Raw genomic sequence first — 15971 nt, 5'->3', positions numbered from 1 at the left:
GAGCTAAAAAAGACTGTATGGATGATCTGAACCCGATATGCGGATGAAACACCTGATTGCCGCGGCCTTGACCGCCCTCACCCTGTCCGGTTGCAGCCTGGTCTATCGCATCGATATTCCCCAGGGCAACTACGTAGAACAAAAGCAGGTCGACAAACTGCGTCAGGGCATGACGCGCGAGCAGGTCGTGTACGTGCTGGGTTCCCCCATGCTGCGGGACGGTTTCGACCCCAATACCTGGTATTACCTCTATGAGTTCACGCCCGGCCGTGGTGACAAGGAACGCAAGGAGCTGACCCTGAACTTCGTGGGTGACCGGCTCTCCACCGCCACGGGTGACTTCCCGCTCCCGGCGGCCTTCACCACCCCGCTCTGATTGCACACAAAACCGGCCCCAGCCGGTTTTGTCTTTCTGGGGGCCGGCATCCCGAACCGGAGGTGTCCGGGTTGAAGCGCGCGCCGGCTTGGCCCAAGGTTGAAGGGCCTCCATCCACACAGGGCCTTAGTGCCACACCCAGGAGATCCCATGAGCCAGATCCTCATCGCCGGCGCCACCGGCCTCATCGGCCGCGAGCTCGTTCGCCAGCTCAGCGCCGACCACGCGCTGACCCTGCTCTGCCGCAAGCCAGGCGAGCCGGCCCCGAACCGCCACTGGTTGCCGGTGGATTTTGATCGGCTAGAGAATATAGAGCTGCCCGCCCACGTCTACCTTGCCTTCTGTTGCCTCGGCACCACCCGCAAGGACGCAGGCTCGGATGCCGCGTTTCGCCGGGTCGATCACGACTATGTGCTGGCCTTCGCCGCTCTCGCCCGCCGTCACGGTTGCCGTCACCTCATCGTCGTCTCGAGCCTGGGGGCCAACCCCAGTTCCCCCGCCCTCTACCCCCGCACTAAGGGGGAGATGGAGCAGGCCCTGCTGGCCCAGGAGTGGCAACGGCTCGCCATAGTGCGCCCCGCCATGCTGCTCGGGGATCGCCAGCCACCGCGCACCTCGGAGCGACTCATCCAAGCTGTCTATCCCCTGGTCAAGCCCCTGCTGCGCGGGCGCTTCACCCGCTGGCGTGCCATCGAGGCGCGCCAGGTGGCCCACGCCCTGACGGTGCTCGCCGATCAGGAAGAGGGCATCGACATCGTGGAGAACGAGAGACTGCTTTCCCTGTGACGACTTCATTTGACAGGCGATATCGCGACCGCAGGGTATAGATGCAGCAAGAAACAAAAAGAGGCGCCATGGCGCCTCTTTTCGATGCGGATGGGCCTGGCCCGTCAGGCCGGGTCACCATCGTCCCGCTTGCGGTGCACGTCGGGGCGCCCGCCGGTGACCACATCGGCACGTCCCTCCTCTTTGGCCTTCTCGGCCCGCTTCTTGCGCATCTCCTTCGGATCGGCGATCAGGGGGCGGTAGATCTCGATGCGATCCCCGTCCTGCACCGGCTCGCTGCCCTTGACCGGGCGGCTGTAGATGCCGAACTTGTTGACCGCGAGATCGATCTCCGGGTGCTTGCCGACGATGCCTGACTGCTCGATGGCGGCCAGCACGCTGGTGCCGGGGGCGACCCGAATGCGCAGCACCGTCTGGCGCTCCGGCAGGGCGTAGGCGACTTCGATATTGAGCAGATCAGACACCGTACACCACCTTGGCGCGATTGGAGAAGGCCAGCACCATGGAGCTCACCAGCTCGCGGAAGATCTGGCCGAAGGCGAGCTCGATGAGTTTGGAGGTGAACTCGAAGTCGAGATCGAACTCCACCTTGCAGGCGTCCACATCCAGCGGCGTGAAGGTCCACCAGCCCGCCAGGGTCTTGAAAGGCCCCTCCACCAGCTCCATCTTGATGGCGCGGTTGGCGTCGAGCCGGTTGCGGGTGGTGAAGGTCTTGGCGATGCCCGCCTTGGCCACATCCACCGAGGCGGTCATGTAGTCTTCACCCGCCTCGTGAACGCGGCTGCCGACACAGCCCGGCAGGAATTCGGGGTAAGCGTGAACGTCGTTGACCAGCCGGAACATCTGTTCCGCACTGAACATCACCAGGGCACTGCGAGTAATACGGGGCATGGGGTTTCCTCATCCAATCGCCGGGATTTTATCACCTTGCCGGCCAAAATCCTCCCCACAACTGCGCACATCGCCACCACTCGCGCCATCGGGCGCCTGACAGCCTCCCTCAACCGGTCGCCTGTCGCCCCGCCAGTCAAAATAACCCCATAACTGCCTATAAAGCAGACAGTCGAGCGGCTGCGCGTTTTACAGCCGCCGCCGCCCACGTATAATGCGCCTTCATCAACATCGCCTAAGGCCCCCGTCATGAGCAAAAAGAACAGTAAAAACAAAGCCGGGTCCAGCACCATTGCACTCAACAGAACCGCCCGTCACGAGTACTTCATCGAAGAGCGCGTGGAAGCCGGCCTGTCCCTGCAAGGGTGGGAAGTCAAATCCCTGCGGGCGGGCAAGGCCAACATCAGCGAAGCCTATGTCATCTTCCTGCAGGGAGAGGCCTTCCTGTTCGGCTCCAGCTTCCTGCCCCTCAACGCCGCCTCCAGCCACGTGGTGTGCGACCCGACCCGCACCCGCAAGCTGCTGCTGAGCCGCCGCGAACTCGACAAACTCGAGAGCCTGACCGCCCGCCAAGGCTACACAATCGTGCCACTGGCCCTCTACTGGAAGGAGTGCTGGGTCAAGGTCGAGATCGGCCTGGTGAAGGGCAAGAAGGAACACGACAAGCGGGAAGACACCAAGGCCCGCGAATGGGATCGGGAAAAAGCCCGCATCATGAAGAACAAGAACCGCGGCTGATCCCTCGGGTCGCCCAATAAACCAGCAATCGACCGGCCCGGGCCGGTCGATTGCCATCAACGCCTTGCCATGACAGGTTTTTTGCGTACAATCGCTCTAGACAACTTGGGGCTGATTCTGGATTCGACAAGATTCACGAAACCCAAGGTGCATGCCGAGGTGCGGTAGGCCTCGTTAATAAACCGCAAAAAAATAGTCGCAAACGACGAAAACTACGCACTCGCAGCTTAATAACCTGCGCTGAGCCCTTCTCCCCTAGCTTGCCTGTGTCCTAGGGAAATGGAAGGTCATCCTTCACAGGATCGTGTGGAAGTCCTGCTCGGGGCGGAAGCATTAAAACCAATCGAGCTAGTCAATGCGTGGCGTGTCTCTCCGCAGCGGGTTGGCGAATGTAAAGAGTGACTAAGCATGTAGTGCCGAGGATGTAGTAATTTTGGACGGGGGTTCAAATCCCCCCAGCTCCACCAATTTAACTAGGACACCGACAGGACAACACGAGTTAAAACAGCAGCTTAGCGAAATCATCGCGACAGAGGCTGGCCTGAAACAGGAACCAAAATGATCCACCGGTGATCCAAGATGTAGAAAGCCTGCAGAAATGCGGGCTTTTTTATTTTCTCCCCTCCAAGACATAGAAAAGCCCGCTCAGTAGCGGGCCAATCCGAATCCTTCCACATCTTTACGACGCAGCAGCTTCATCGCGTAGTTTTTGTAGAATGCGCGCGATTCTATCTTCCTCCTGGGGCGTCAGATCCAATGTCTCGATTAGCTCTTCTAGTTCGGTCAGTGATGATTCCATCCAATGTCTCCCGTTCTCTCTCAGCCTCTCGGCTGTGAAATACTGTATGGGCATACAGTGATTGGGCAAATTTATCATTTTTGGACCGATTTGGGTATTAAAAAAGAGGCCTAAGCCTCTCCATGAACGATGTCTACTTCAAAACTGTGAGCCAAATTTCACTAGATACTAATGAGTATATTCACAGCGAAACCCATCAAAACAATGATGAATGCGAAAGCCAAAAAGTCCTCCAGGCTTTCTCGGTTGGATTTACTGAAACACCAGACCCCTATCGCTATCGGTATCAACGCTAGGGTGAAACTAACGCTGGACGCTTTCAGAGCCAGTACCATGCTTCCGATCGCAAGCAGCAGCCACATGGTTGAGTCCCCACATAGATAAAGGCACCAGACTAATCCAGTCAATATAGTCAAGGCAGGGCCGCTATTCCCAGTTGCGTCGGTTGGTGTTGACTGCCTGAAACACGAGGTCATTACGACGAGTCAGCAGCTCATCAATGCGCCGGCGCTTCTCCTCTGCCCCCATGATCTTGTCACGCTGGATCAGCTCTATCCTGTTGCGCACCACCCTAATCTGCTGCTGGGTACGACCCAGGTTGCGACGTGACTTGAGGATCCCGCCCTGCTCCTCCAGCAACTCGTTTGCCTTGTCTGTGAGCCCTTCGCTGCGGTACTGATCGACGGTGCGCTTGAGTTGATTCACCTCGTTGAGCATCCAGTAAAACTCTTCCATGTGCTGTGTGGATTTGGCCGGCCCGGTGCCGCGGTACACCGCTTTCACCAGTGGGATCTCATCAGCGCGCCAGCTTGCAGACTCACCCGGTCGAGCTGCCCGGATCAGTCCATCGGCAGCGGCCATCACATAGCTGCCCATGGTGCCGGTGTAACCGATCAGCAGGTGCTCCAGTTGCTTGGGTGACAAACCTGAAAGCTCTCCCAGCTCACGCATAAGCAGGCTAGTCTGCTCGTTGTAGCGAGCCTCGGCACGCACGGCCAGATCCTGCGGGCTGTCGATGGGGCCGCCACGGAAGCTGTCGTAGTTGAAAACAGCCTCCACCACTGGCTTGACGATCTGTGGCGTCGGGTTCAGAGCAAAGGTATCCCCGATTGCCCTGGCTACTGCCTTGCCAAACTGGGCACCGGTATCCTTGTCGCCTAAGGCACGTACCATACGCTCAGGGATGGTGCCGAACATCACCCCGATCTCGAACGGCTTGGGGATACGCCAATGCTGATCACCAACGAAGAAATGCCAGTTGCTGTCCTTATCCCAATCCGGCAGTTCCTCATAGCGTTCATCGTCCCAGTTGATGGCCAACAGCCCGAGTGACATGGCGGTGATCATCCCGGCCCGCTTGGCAATTTCGCGCGGATTCTCGCGCAGCTCGCGGGTCAGCTTACCAAGCCCCTGAATCCTGGCATTGAAGAATGGCAGCACCATGGCAGCCCCTTGGATAGCACGGGCGGCACCCAGCATGGAGAAGTCCATCAAGTCCTTCGACTCAAAAGCAGCCTGAGCATGGCTCTTACCCGACTTGATGGCGGCCTCATAGACCGCCTCACGGTTACCATTCTCAAATGCTTCGCCAAAGCGGCTGTATTTCTCCCACACGTCAGCTACAACGCCTTTGGCGTGTGCTGCATTGCGGATGATGGATTTCTCATATTTCGTGATTTGTTCCGGCGTCATCCCCTTGCGGCGCAGTGATTTGCGCACAGTGTCGGCCATGGCTGTCGGGTCGTTGCCGTTGACATACCCACCCAGGAAGCTGGCGCCACTGAACATCACGTCGATGGTGCTACCTTCCATTGCCAGGGTCTTCTTCACCCCTTTGATTGAGCCGATTACCGGCTTGAAGCCGTCCTTGCTTATCGCCCAGCTGGAGAGGGAGTCGCGTAAGAAATTGCGAAGCATAAACTCAGGTGAAGCAGTGATCCCGGCAGTCAGTAAACGCTTTGCCTTGGCGGCCACAGTGACCATGGCGCCGAAAGGCTTGCGATCGAAGAAGGTCATAGCGCGATAGAGGTCGGGATCCTCAATCCGGATCATGTAGTCCTCTCCTTCCAGCTTGAGCATTATCCGGTCTTTGCCATTGGCAAGCGCCTGATAGTCCATCTTGTTCGGCTTGGGAATGACCTCGATGATGCCAGTGTCGGCGAGGTTCCAGACGGTCTTTTGTGCCGCCATGTTCTTCATGGAGGCATCAATCAGCTTGGAAGTTGAGGTGAAGATATTCTCGAGCAGGTCGTTGGTATTGGCCTCCCCGCCCTTGAGCTTCTTGATCCCGGCGTTCTGGTTGGCGATGCCCTTTGGCTTGAAAGGTGCAATCACGTCGCCATCATCTGACTCACGGAAGAACGGAATGTACCATTCGCTTTCGAACTCGGCCCGCGCCTCGGCGGTGAACAAGCCGGCCTCCTGCGCCAGATCCAGGGTGGCAGTGTTGAGCCTGTTCCAGCGCTCTTTTGCCTCCATGAACTTGGCCTCTTTCCCGTTGCCAAGCTCCTTAAGTGCAGCAATATCCTGCTCACTCAGCAGATTCTCGCGTCCCTGCCCCATCAGGATTTCAGCCCGGTGCCCGGCCATCCAACCCAGCCAGTTATGCAGGTCTTTTCCGAGGTCAGAAAAAATGCCCAACAGGGCATCTTTTTCACCAGTACCAGCCTTTCGCTGGATCACACCGTCCTTCCACTCTGGCAGGCCGTAGAGCATCGTCGCTTGCATGGTGGAGGCTGCGCCAGTGGCCATACGCGCGCCCACATATCCGGAGTCGGCCGCCTCGGTAATGCCAGCGGCTTCTTCCGCATATTTGATGGGGGCCAGGGCGTCTAGCACCTCAGTGTTGGCCTTCTTGATGACGCGATCAATCCATGAACTGACCACGCCGCGGTCTACCTGGCGTAGCTTGTTCAGGTTGGTTTTGGTCTTGTCGATGATGTCGGGATTAGGGCCCAGATTGAGCTTTTGCAGCGCCTCATCGGTAGCTGCATTCGTCTTACTGAATTTCAGACCATCAGGCGGGAGAGATCCATCGTCTCGAGTGCTTTCATGTTCGCTTCGTGCCGGCGATGGTTGTCCTGCCGCAGCGACTCGATCTCGGACTTTGTCAGCATCCTTGGCACGAAGGAGGTATCGGCCTTCAGACTCTGTGAGGGAGTCGAAGCTATAGCCGAATCGGTTTTGCCACCACGCTTCAAGGCCTGTGCCGTCATACTGATCCCGTAGTTGCTCAAGGGTTGAGCTATCGATAGCAATTTTGGCGGAATACTGCTTTCCGGTCAATGCGGTGGCGGCCAACACCTCTCCGCCACGGTTCTCGATGTAGCCCTTGAGATTCGCAAGGGTGCCCCCCTGGGTCAGAGTGTCATCCATGATGAGGTAGGGCTTATCGATGCGAACATGGCCATCAAAACTCGGCTGATTTGCTAACCGACCAAAACCATCCTGGGAGGTTCGTCCTACCTTAGCGGCTTGCACGATGTCTAAGTCAACATCAAGGCCGAGCACTTTAGCCAGCACGTCCGCCATTGCCCGAGGAATCGCATTGCGGCTCACAGCTTCCTCGGCATGCACTCCGAGGGCAATGGATGAACGATCGCCGATCAGTCCTTTGAGTTGCTTGATAGCATCGAGAGAAAGCACATCATGGACCAACCGCCGAGCGGCGGCATCATCACCCCCCTTGGCAGCATCGTAATCAGGGTGGCTGGTCGCGTCCGCGAGGCGGCCATGCAAGATCACCTCTGGGAACCCCTTACGCCAGGGAGAGCGCTCGGCACTGAACCACAAGCGATCCCCTTCTGCGACTCCAACCTCTATATCTGCTTTCTGCAGCTTCTTAGCCAGCCCCTCAATTAGGGAGCGAGTCTCAGCCGCAGTGATGCCATCCGGCACAAAGCCAACGGCGCGCAGCGCCCGGGTAACCCACGCCACCACACGATCCCAACCGCGACCCCAAGCGCCCTGCTCCAGCTCGGCCAGATGGGCCACCACCTCCTCTGCTTGGGTACCAACATCCTCATCGGCGTAATGGGTGTTCACCCAGTCCCACACCGCCTTCATGCTGGAGTCTTTCTGGGACTGGATGAGGCGGCTCATGAGCTTGGTGTATTCCCCATCGCCCAGCACGTTGGCCAAGCCATAGTGGGCCAGCACCTCATGACGCAGTATCTCGCGCATCCGCTTGGGGTTGGCGATGGTATCGGCGGCCACATGCAGGGTACCCGCATCGTCGTCAAACGCGGCGCGCCGTATCAACCCATCTTTGGCATCTAATCCCAACGCTTGTTCCAATTCAGCTTGGGTGGCGTGGATCTGCACATTGATACCGCTCGCCCCCCGGTACTGCTTGAACCACATTTTGGTGACCAGCTCGGCTTCTTTGCGGGTCAGGTGCTTGGCTGGCTTGTCACCCTGGGCCATAGCCTGCTTCGAGAAGAGGATGACGCGATCACCCTCCTGCTTCGTCTCGAGGGTGTTGAAGAGGTGGTCGAAACCGGCTCGAATACCCGGCACCTCACCGGCGGTCGGATAGGGATAGCTGTTATCCAGCTCCCAACCCAACTGGGCGGATGCCTCCCAGGTCGCCTCATCGACGATATTGGCCAGATAGTCGTTACTGACGCCTTGGTCCTGCAGCTTGCTGATGAGATAGCTCTCGAACGCCCGCGCACTCATCTCGGTATTGGTGGTCCAGTATTGCTTGGTTCGCTTGCTATCGAGCTTGCTGGATCGCGCCCTGAGTGCGGTCTGCTTGATGGCACGCATCACCGCACCAAACGCCACAACCATTTCCTTGCGCACCTCGCCTTTGTGGACGAAGTTGCTGCCACGGGCCGCCAGATCCACATCCAGCGCCTCAGTCATGTTGTCGCCAGCTTTTCCACGCAGTCGGGAAAAGTAGTTGTCCAGCGCATGCCACCACTCGTGGCCAAGCGAGCCGGCACCGTTCATCTTGGTGAGATTGATCACCATCTTTCCCGGTTCGTAGTGAGCAGCTGCGGGCGAGACCCCGCCACTACCACGCGCCCCAAAGGCTAGCCCCAACTCTCCGTTGAGAGAGATCGCCTTGGGCGGGATCCCCAGAATAGCGGCCATGTCCATAAGTGCGTCGAAGGCATCATTGAGGTTGCGCTGGCGGCGTCCCTGCTCCACCCAGTTGCCAAATTCAACCCCACGGAAGCCGAAGCTGCTGGCAAACTGCTCCGGGGTGACATCCTGCCCGGCGCGCATGTCCTCGCCCACTCGGGGCTGGTTCAGATCGCGGCGCTCGCGGGGGATGGCCTTGTGTTTCTCCAACTTGGCGATCAGCTCGTCCTGATGCTCGGCCCGGTAGGCACGGGCCTCCTTCACATCTTTGAATGCTGGCGTGAGATCGAGGTAGTTACGCCCCAACTTCTTGCCAACAAACCAACCCTTGCCATCTTCCCGACTGTAGATGTCAAACGTCACCGCCTTGGGCTTACTGGCCTCGGCCGTCAACTCCTCATAGCGAGCCTTGAAGGCGGCAATGGCCTCCTGCTTGGTATCTCCAGTGGCGATGATACGTGGCCAGTTACCCAAGGCGCTGGACTTGGTCCCGCGTTCGAGGGTCCACATCTGCTTGGGCGGGTCGTACTTCACCCCGTTATACAGGCTGTACTCGCCACCCCGCAGCTTGAGGTCGGCCAGGCTGCGTTGATGGCCCACTGCCTCGTACAGGGCGGCGCGGTTGCTGATGTCTTCCGCCAGATGCAGGCCCGACTTGGCGATCTGCTGGCGCAGCTGCTCGCTGGCGCTGCCGCCTTCCAGTAACCCCAGCGCGGTGTCGCGCATCGCCTTGACGGCTTCGGCCCAACGATTCTGCTTCCAACCGGCCTGCGGCTTGGTCGGGATGCTGTCACGGGCCGCGCGGGCGTAGGCCACGAACCACGGCTGGATGCCGCTGTCGAGCAGCTTCTGGTAATCTGGCGTCGGCCAGGCCTTGGAGAGCGGCAACTCCTTTATCTCATCGACCGTATCGCCCTGGATGCTGTCCCGGTAACTGGCCCAGATATCCTTACGAGCCCCGCCAATCTTCTCGCCGAAGTCAGTAATCGATTCTTGTGCGACGTGCTTTGCACGGCTGATCGACTGGGTTGTATCCCCTTCTTTCAACCAGCGCTTGAACGCCTTCACTGGCATAGCCTTGATGGCCCCCAGTCCCTTCCACCCCGGCTCGTAATTGGCCAGATAGCCTGCCCGAGCTGCGGCCTCGTCAGCAAACCCCAACATAACCTTGTGCTCGTCAAACTTGCCCGTCTTGGGGTCTACCTGGTCCACCACATAGACCTGCTCACTCTCCGGCTGGTCCCCGATAAAGACGTCGACGTGATCACCATCAGCCCCTTCGGTACGTTTGATGTAGCCGTAGTCATGGGCCATGGTCGATTGCCAAGCTTTGCCATCAGGCGCAGTACCGGAGCGAGTGGATCCTTTGGGGTTTTCTAGGGCAATGTCGAAGCCGTGTAACTTGAGGTGCCCCTTCTTGTAGTTGCCTGCCTCCTTCTGAGCCTGGGTTGGCTCAGTGTTTACCTCTGCCCTGGCGGCCTCCACCTGCGCGACCGGCTCAGAAACAACAACCCCGGCAGGAGCCGGGGTTGTCAGTGTCTTGTCATCTTGTTGCTGTCCAGTTGATGCAGGTACAGGAGAAGCGAGACCTCCCCGATCTCTTGCTCCAGCTCGGCTTGCAAGCTCGGTAGTGGTTGGCTCAGCACCTGCTGCAGCTTGACTGCCTGCGCCGGGCTGATCACCTTGTCCTTCACTGCCGCTTGCAGGTATCTGGGCAGGCTGGTCATAAGTCACCTCGGGTTGTTCATTGGAAGAAATGGCATCGCGGTAGCCAGTATCTACAGCGGCCACAAGTGGCTGCTGGCTGACATCTCCCTTAACCCGTGCCGTATCAGCATCACCGCCGAGACCCTGAACTGTAAGATCTGACAGTTGACCCAACTCAGCTGTATTGCTCTCGTCGAGCTGCAATTCAGCGCCACTCTGATGGGCTGGGGCATCTATAGGAATGGGGAGCATGGCTAGTACCTGTTCAACCTCGGCAACTGCGGCAACTCCAAACCCGCCACCATTGAGCGGGACCGGAGTCTCAATCCCCTTGCGACTAGCTAGCCGGGCTTCCTTTTCGCTGGCGAAGGGCTTGCCCTTCCGGGTAACACGCAGGCTCTTGAGCGGGCCGATGGTGGGGTCAGCTTCCACACCAACCGACGCACTTCCCCTCATAGGCGCAGCATCCGGCTGACGGTGATCGCCACCATAGATCACATCTCTATACGGAAGCTCGGTGCCAATCTCGCGCCCCTCTCCCTCGATGGTAGCGCCGGGCAGCGCATCAGCGTTTTGCATCTGACCGCGATCTGCAGGCAATAAGTCCCCCTCCTGCCCGCTTTGCCACCGGGTGCGCTCACTGCCACGAAACTGAGGGCCGGGGCCAGCCTGGTGGTCATCGTGATCCCCCGGTGCGGCCACTTCCTTCCCTTTGGGCTTGGCATTCGCGTCGCCAGCAAAAATAACATTCTTGAGCGGAAGAGCCGGGCGCTGCCCCTCCATTGCCACCTGTAGGGCACTCTTGCCACCAGCAAAGGGATCCTCTCCCAGTTCCCCAGCTTGAACTCGTTCATAGAGGCTTTTGCCCAGGTTGCCCCCCTGCATTTGAGCTGACACCAGCTCCTGCACCGATGAGCCAAACTCGCCAGCCAGAGCGCGCTGAACCTCGCTATCCTGGGCCAGCCCCTTGAAGCGATCGGCCGTATCGTCCTTGCGCAGATAAGCTGGCACGTCGCGCAGCTCGTCATACTGGCTGGCGCTTGGACCAAGCGGGGATCGGTCTGTTGCTGTAGGTACTTCAGGCTCTGGAGTAACCTGCGGCTCAGCTTGCTCATCAGACGCGAGATCCGGAGAAGTAGGTTCAGCATCTCGAGCCGGGTGGTCTTCGGCCTCCACTTCGCCACGCTCACCGCGCAGGCCACCGACACCACCAGTGGCACCGCCGACCCCCATGCCGATAAGGCTGCCCTCAATGGCAGAGGAAACAACCCCTTTCATGGGGTCGATGTTGGCTCCTGCGACCTCATTGAGTGCTTCGTTCACGCTGTACTGTTGGACCCCCTCTTCGAGCGCTTCACTGATACCTTCGCCAGCAGCCCCTTTCCCCATCCCCTTGAGCACGCCGCCGCTGGCGCCTTTACCGGCCAACATCTTGAACAGCATCGTGTCGCCCATCAGGGTGCCCACGGCAGCCGCTCCCCAAGTCTTGGCATCCCCCATGGTGGCCTGGCTCGCAACATTCGCGGTTTCTTCGCGTGCCAGCTGCAGCTTCTCGCTATCAGAGAGATGTGCAGTCTGCTGATCGGCATCGATGCGTAAGAAGGAATCCCGGAAGGTCGTGCTGTTTCGCAACTCATCAAAGCTCATACCCAGCACAGAATCCCTGGCATTCACGCCTGCGGCGCCAACCGAACCGGTAACCCCCGTGGTCGTCGCTGCGCCAGTGGCCAACCGAGATACCGTCTTGGCCGCAACAGCTTCCGCCACCTCTTGCGCGGCCCCCCGCTTGATCATGGTGGTGGTCACCATCCGACCGATCGTCGCCTTGGCTGCCAGCCCGGTGATCCCGCCACTCGCCAGCGTAGGGAGAAGCGACCCCACCCCTTGCGCCATTTTCATCGCCCAGACATCAATATCCCCAGCACCATCCCCCAGGGTGATAGCGCCCGCGGGTGACTCACTGACAAGGCTGCGAGTCATCGCCTCTCGCGCATCGACACTCATCCCCTCTTTGAGGCTATCCGCTCCAGATTGAGCCAGCTCCCCTGCACCGGCCACCACATCCAGCGCCGGCGCCAGCTTCTTGGCCAAGTTTGCGCGGGCATTCTCCAGGTAGTCCCCCTGGTCCTTGCCGCCATGCTGCCGACCATAGTTGCCAGCCTGGCGCGCCAGCTCACCGATGCCGCCCACGAGCTCGAGTCCGCCAGCACCAACAGCACGCGCAACATCACTGAGGCCAACATCCAGATTTCGTGGCGCCGGGGCGGGGGTAGCCAAACCGGCATCCAGGCTGTTCCAGAACTCATCCATGCGGGTATCACTTTGCTGCGCCGTCGGCAGCGTGGTTGCAGTCTTATCCATGGCGTCCTCGAGAATGGAAAAAGAAAAGCCCCGACCGGCGAACCAGTCAGGGCTTGGAGATGGCTATCAGGGCAAATGGCACACTGATCGATGATGGGGAGATGCTAACGCTGGAGGCGTCAGCAGGCAATGTTTAGCGAGCCGCCATGGCCTGATAAGCAGCCAAGCCATCGGGGGCCTTGTTGAGGTGTGGGGTCGTTTTGAAGGGATCCGCGAGCGCGTTGAGTGCTGCCTTCTCGGCAGCTCTGGGATCCTGCTTGGCAACCACCGCTGGAGTTGACTCCCCTCGCATGGCATTGGCCGTCTGCCCATCCCGCCGCAACTGAACCCAGCGACTGTAGATCTGGTCTAGCATGGCCGGATCTGCATGCTCAGATAGGGTGCGCCCATTCGCTCCCGCCTCCTGCACAAACTCACGGCGGAGGGCATCCTTGCCAACCCATTGCGTCAACCCCGAAGGGGCAGGTGCAAACCCTGCACCGGCCGCCGTGGCCGATGCCTGGGCTTCCAGACCGAACACATCACGCAGTCCCTGTGCCTGCTGCTGGGCCGCATCTCGCTCTGCTGCGATAGCTGTATCTCTCTCTTCCTGGCTCATCATGGTGTCACGGCGGATCTGACCGATCGCCTTATCGGTGTCTGCCTGCAGCTTCACGATGGCCTGGCGGTAGCCCTTCACATCGGCCCCGGGCGTTAATCCGAGGCTGGTCCGGATGTTATTGGCCTTTGCCACCAAGTCATGGGAGAGTGCCGCACGCTTGTAACCGGTGCCGACAAAATCAGAAATGGGGATCACCTTGGGTTTATCATCGCCCCTGGCTGTGCGGTTATCCGTCACCGGGCGATCGGCGGTAGAGCCGTCGTCATAGGTGACCTTTAACCCCAGCACCACACCTGCGCCATCCGGTGTCACCATGATTCGGCCCAGTTCCTTATTCTTGATGGTCTTGCCGGTGGCAGGATCCACATCGCCGATACCGGTCTTGATCTCCTCCTGGTAGAGGGTACCGGCAGCCTTGAGAAACTCGGGGTTATTGATGCGGTTAACGCCTTCCTCACTGTTCCAGTCCAGCTTGCCGCTTTCGGCTTCACTCATCAGGCCCTTCGTGTAATTCACAAAGGTCTTGCTGGCGCCTCTAAACTCACTCTCCATATAGCGAGCTGGGTTGTATTGTGCAGCCTTCGGGTCGCTAACCACCTTCCGAAAGACCTCCCCTGGGTCCTTGCCAGCCTCAATATCCAGCCACCCCTGCTGGATCACCGGTAGGTTCTCCTGCTGATAGGCCTCTTTCTCCCGTCGGTCTCTGAGCCACTGGTATTCGGCCTCTGCCCGAGAATAGGCGCGCTCCGCCCGAGCGTTTGCCGCCTTGGCACTGGCAATGGATGAGCGCACCTGTTCCTCATAGAGACCATCACGCCGCGCCTCGCGCTCGTCTTGCTTGCTGTCTCGCTGCCGGGCATAGGCCGTCTCATCAGCATACCGTTCATCAGACTGCCGTTGACGGTCCAGATTGTTCTGCCACATCGCATCCCGCAGCCCCTGCTCTTTCTCCGCACGCTCGTCGGCCTTCTGGCCGCGCTGATAGTGGTTCATGGTGCCAAACCCGGCGAGGAACCCCTCGGCCAATCCTGAAACTCCCATCACTCCTCCTTAGAACAAGCTGGCCAAGAGGCCTACACCGGCCCCGATCACTGCGCCCCACGGCCCACCGACAGAGCCCGCCTGGGCCCCCGCCATGGCGCCAACGGCCGCACCGGTCCCCACGTTGGCCATCGTCTGCTGCTTCTGCTGTGCCTTGAGGTTCTTGTTGGCAGTCTCACGCGCCTCGTCCAACTTTGCCGACTCGTTCATCCCCTGCATGGCCTGGCGCCGCGTCTGGGCGCCAATATCAATCAGTCCATATCCCATCACATTCCCCCGCCTGCTTTAATCGCCTCTCGCAAGCCGGCATCGGCTCCGGTGAGGATCCCCATCTGACGTTCTTTCTCCTGCTCGCGCAGGCCATTCTCGGTACCGGCTGTCATCAACGCCATGCGCAGCCCCTGGCTGTTGTCTTGTGGGTTGGCCGGCGCTGCGATCCCCATGCGACCATTGCGATTGGCTGTAGCCTGCTGTGCGGATACCAACGCATTGGTGTTGTTCTGCTCGACGCGGCCGAGCTGGTCGCGCAGCAACTGGCCACTCGTGGCCTGCTCCATCAGCTCTTTCTGCTTCGGGTAGAAGCGCGTCAGCCAGTCGTCATATTGCTGCCGGGTGATGCTGGCAAATTGGTCCGAAGCCCATCCCATCGGTTACCCCCTTAGTAGCCCTTGTTTTGCAGGACGCTAGCAGTCGGGCTGATCTTCTTACCCGCCGCAGTCCCCCCAGCGACGCTGTTCATGCCATAGGCCGTTGCAGCACCACCAACGGTACCGACCAACCCCAGCACAGCCTGCTTGTTGTTGAACTTCGTTTGGGCATCGCTCGCAGCCTTGTTGAGGCTGGAGCTGGCCAGGCTGCTATATCCCTCGAGGGCCTCAGCTTTCTGACCTTGCCCCATCGAGACCACATCCTTGAGCCCAGCCACATACTTGTCCTGCTGGCTGGATTGTGTGCGGTTGGTGGTATCGGTCTGGCTTAGCGCCTGGTCCGTTTCCAACTCGTGCATGGTGTCCTGATATTTGCCGCTCGTCGGGTCTACTCCAGACGCAGCCATGGCATCAGATAGCCCCTCCCGCGCCTCACCGAAGCTGTGGGCCGTGCCCAGGGCTGCCGTACCCGCGGCATCGTCAAAGGCCTCCTCTCCGTTCAGCTCGTCCACCTTGTCCATGAAAATGTCTTCGTACTGCTTGAGATCCGACTGGTAGATCCCCCATTGCTTCATCGCAATGTCCGCCATGGCCTTCTGCGCCGAGGTCTCTTTGATCTCGTTAGAACCGCCCTTACCCATCACTCCACCTCACAGGTTGATCTGAAACACCAGCATGCCGTCGTCGTCATCGGGTTGGCGTACCCATCCCATCTTTGGCGCCACCTTGAGCCAACCGCGCCGGGTCGAGTGGAACCGCAGCCAGCGAGCGCCAATCATCCTGGCCAGGCGTTTTACCTCTGGCAGGTGTCTGAGCGGGGCTCCCTGCTCTCCCCATCCGACCCACACCAGCACGCCGCAGCCCCCCGCCTCTATCACAGGTTTCAGGACAAACCCATCTGCCCCCCGCACAAACAAAAACGCCTGCTTATCT

General features: G+C 59.5%; 11 protein-coding genes and 1 other RNA gene. 4 read left to right on the top strand and 8 right to left on the bottom strand.

Annotation, left to right across the window (positions count from 1 at the left end):
• The first annotated feature begins 37 nt into the window (after window positions 1-37).
• On the top strand, window positions 38-376 hold the full coding sequence (locus ACT5M9_RS19050) for an outer membrane protein assembly factor BamE (RefSeq protein WP_349918784.1): 339 nt from the start codon (window positions 38-40) through the stop codon (window positions 374-376).
• 150 nt (window positions 377-526) lie between these two features.
• The gene (locus ACT5M9_RS19045; protein WP_457979629.1) at window positions 527-1162 is read left to right on the top strand and encodes an NAD(P)H-binding protein; all 636 of its coding nucleotides are present in this window, start codon (window positions 527-529) and stop codon (window positions 1160-1162) included.
• 104 nt (window positions 1163-1266) lie between these two features.
• Here ACT5M9_RS19045 and ACT5M9_RS19040 read toward each other — a convergent pair whose 3' ends face one another.
• Both ACT5M9_RS19040 and ACT5M9_RS19035 read right to left on the bottom strand, forming a co-directional pair.
• Window positions 1267-1626: an RnfH family protein gene (locus ACT5M9_RS19040; protein WP_457979631.1), complete on the bottom strand. Its 360-nt coding sequence runs from the start codon at window positions 1624-1626 to the stop codon at window positions 1267-1269.
• Complete coding sequence (locus ACT5M9_RS19035; protein WP_438549996.1) at window positions 1619-2053, bottom strand: SRPBCC family protein; 435 nt, start codon at window positions 2051-2053, stop codon at window positions 1619-1621. Before ACT5M9_RS19035 ends, ACT5M9_RS19040 begins: the two co-directional genes overlap by 8 nt.
• Before the next feature lie 249 nt (window positions 2054-2302).
• Between ACT5M9_RS19035 and smpB the strand changes: the two genes are divergently transcribed.
• Together smpB and ssrA are read left to right on the top strand one after the other, a co-directional pair.
• Entirely contained in the window at window positions 2303-2791 is a 489-nt protein-coding gene (gene smpB, locus ACT5M9_RS19030) for an SsrA-binding protein SmpB (RefSeq protein WP_025326288.1), read from the top strand.
• Between the two features lie 107 nt (window positions 2792-2898).
• Window positions 2899-3258: a transfer-messenger RNA gene (ssrA, locus tag ACT5M9_RS19025) on the top strand.
• A 758-nt stretch (window positions 3259-4016) separates the two neighbouring features.
• Here ssrA and ACT5M9_RS19020 read toward each other — a convergent pair.
• The 6 genes from ACT5M9_RS19020 to ACT5M9_RS18995 form a co-directional block, all read right to left on the bottom strand.
• The gene (locus ACT5M9_RS19020; protein WP_457979632.1) at window positions 4017-12749 is read right to left on the bottom strand and encodes a pyrophosphatase-like OB fold-containing protein; all 8733 of its coding nucleotides are present in this window, start codon (window positions 12747-12749) and stop codon (window positions 4017-4019) included.
• A 133-nt stretch (window positions 12750-12882) separates the two neighbouring features.
• Window positions 12883-14391, bottom strand: coding sequence for a hypothetical protein (locus ACT5M9_RS19015; protein WP_457979633.1), 1509 nt, complete (start codon window positions 14389-14391; stop codon window positions 12883-12885).
• 9 nt (window positions 14392-14400) lie between these two features.
• A complete protein-coding gene (locus tag ACT5M9_RS19010) occupies window positions 14401-14658 on the bottom strand; it encodes a bacteriocin (protein WP_457980606.1) in 258 nt (85 codons plus the stop codon).
• Window positions 14658-15038 (bottom strand): hypothetical protein, encoded by a 381-nt coding sequence (locus ACT5M9_RS19005; RefSeq protein ID WP_457979635.1) that lies wholly within the window; start codon window positions 15036-15038, stop codon window positions 14658-14660. The genes ACT5M9_RS19010 and ACT5M9_RS19005 overlap by 1 nt, the downstream gene beginning before the upstream one ends.
• A gap of 11 nt (window positions 15039-15049) precedes the next feature.
• A complete protein-coding gene (locus ACT5M9_RS19000; RefSeq protein WP_457979637.1) occupies window positions 15050-15679 on the bottom strand; it encodes a hypothetical protein in 630 nt (209 codons plus the stop codon).
• A gap of 9 nt (window positions 15680-15688) precedes the next feature.
• Window positions 15689-15949 carry a hypothetical protein gene (locus ACT5M9_RS18995; protein ID WP_457979639.1) on the bottom strand — a complete coding sequence of 87 codons (261 nt, stop codon included), beginning with the start codon at window positions 15947-15949 and terminating at the stop codon, window positions 15689-15691.
• Window positions 15950-15971: the final 22 nt, after the last annotated feature.

Source organism: Aeromonas sp. AE23HZ002T15, from assembly GCF_054165525.2.
Note: the sequence above shows the minus strand (reverse complement) of the source record. Positions and strands in the feature narration are given on the sequence as shown.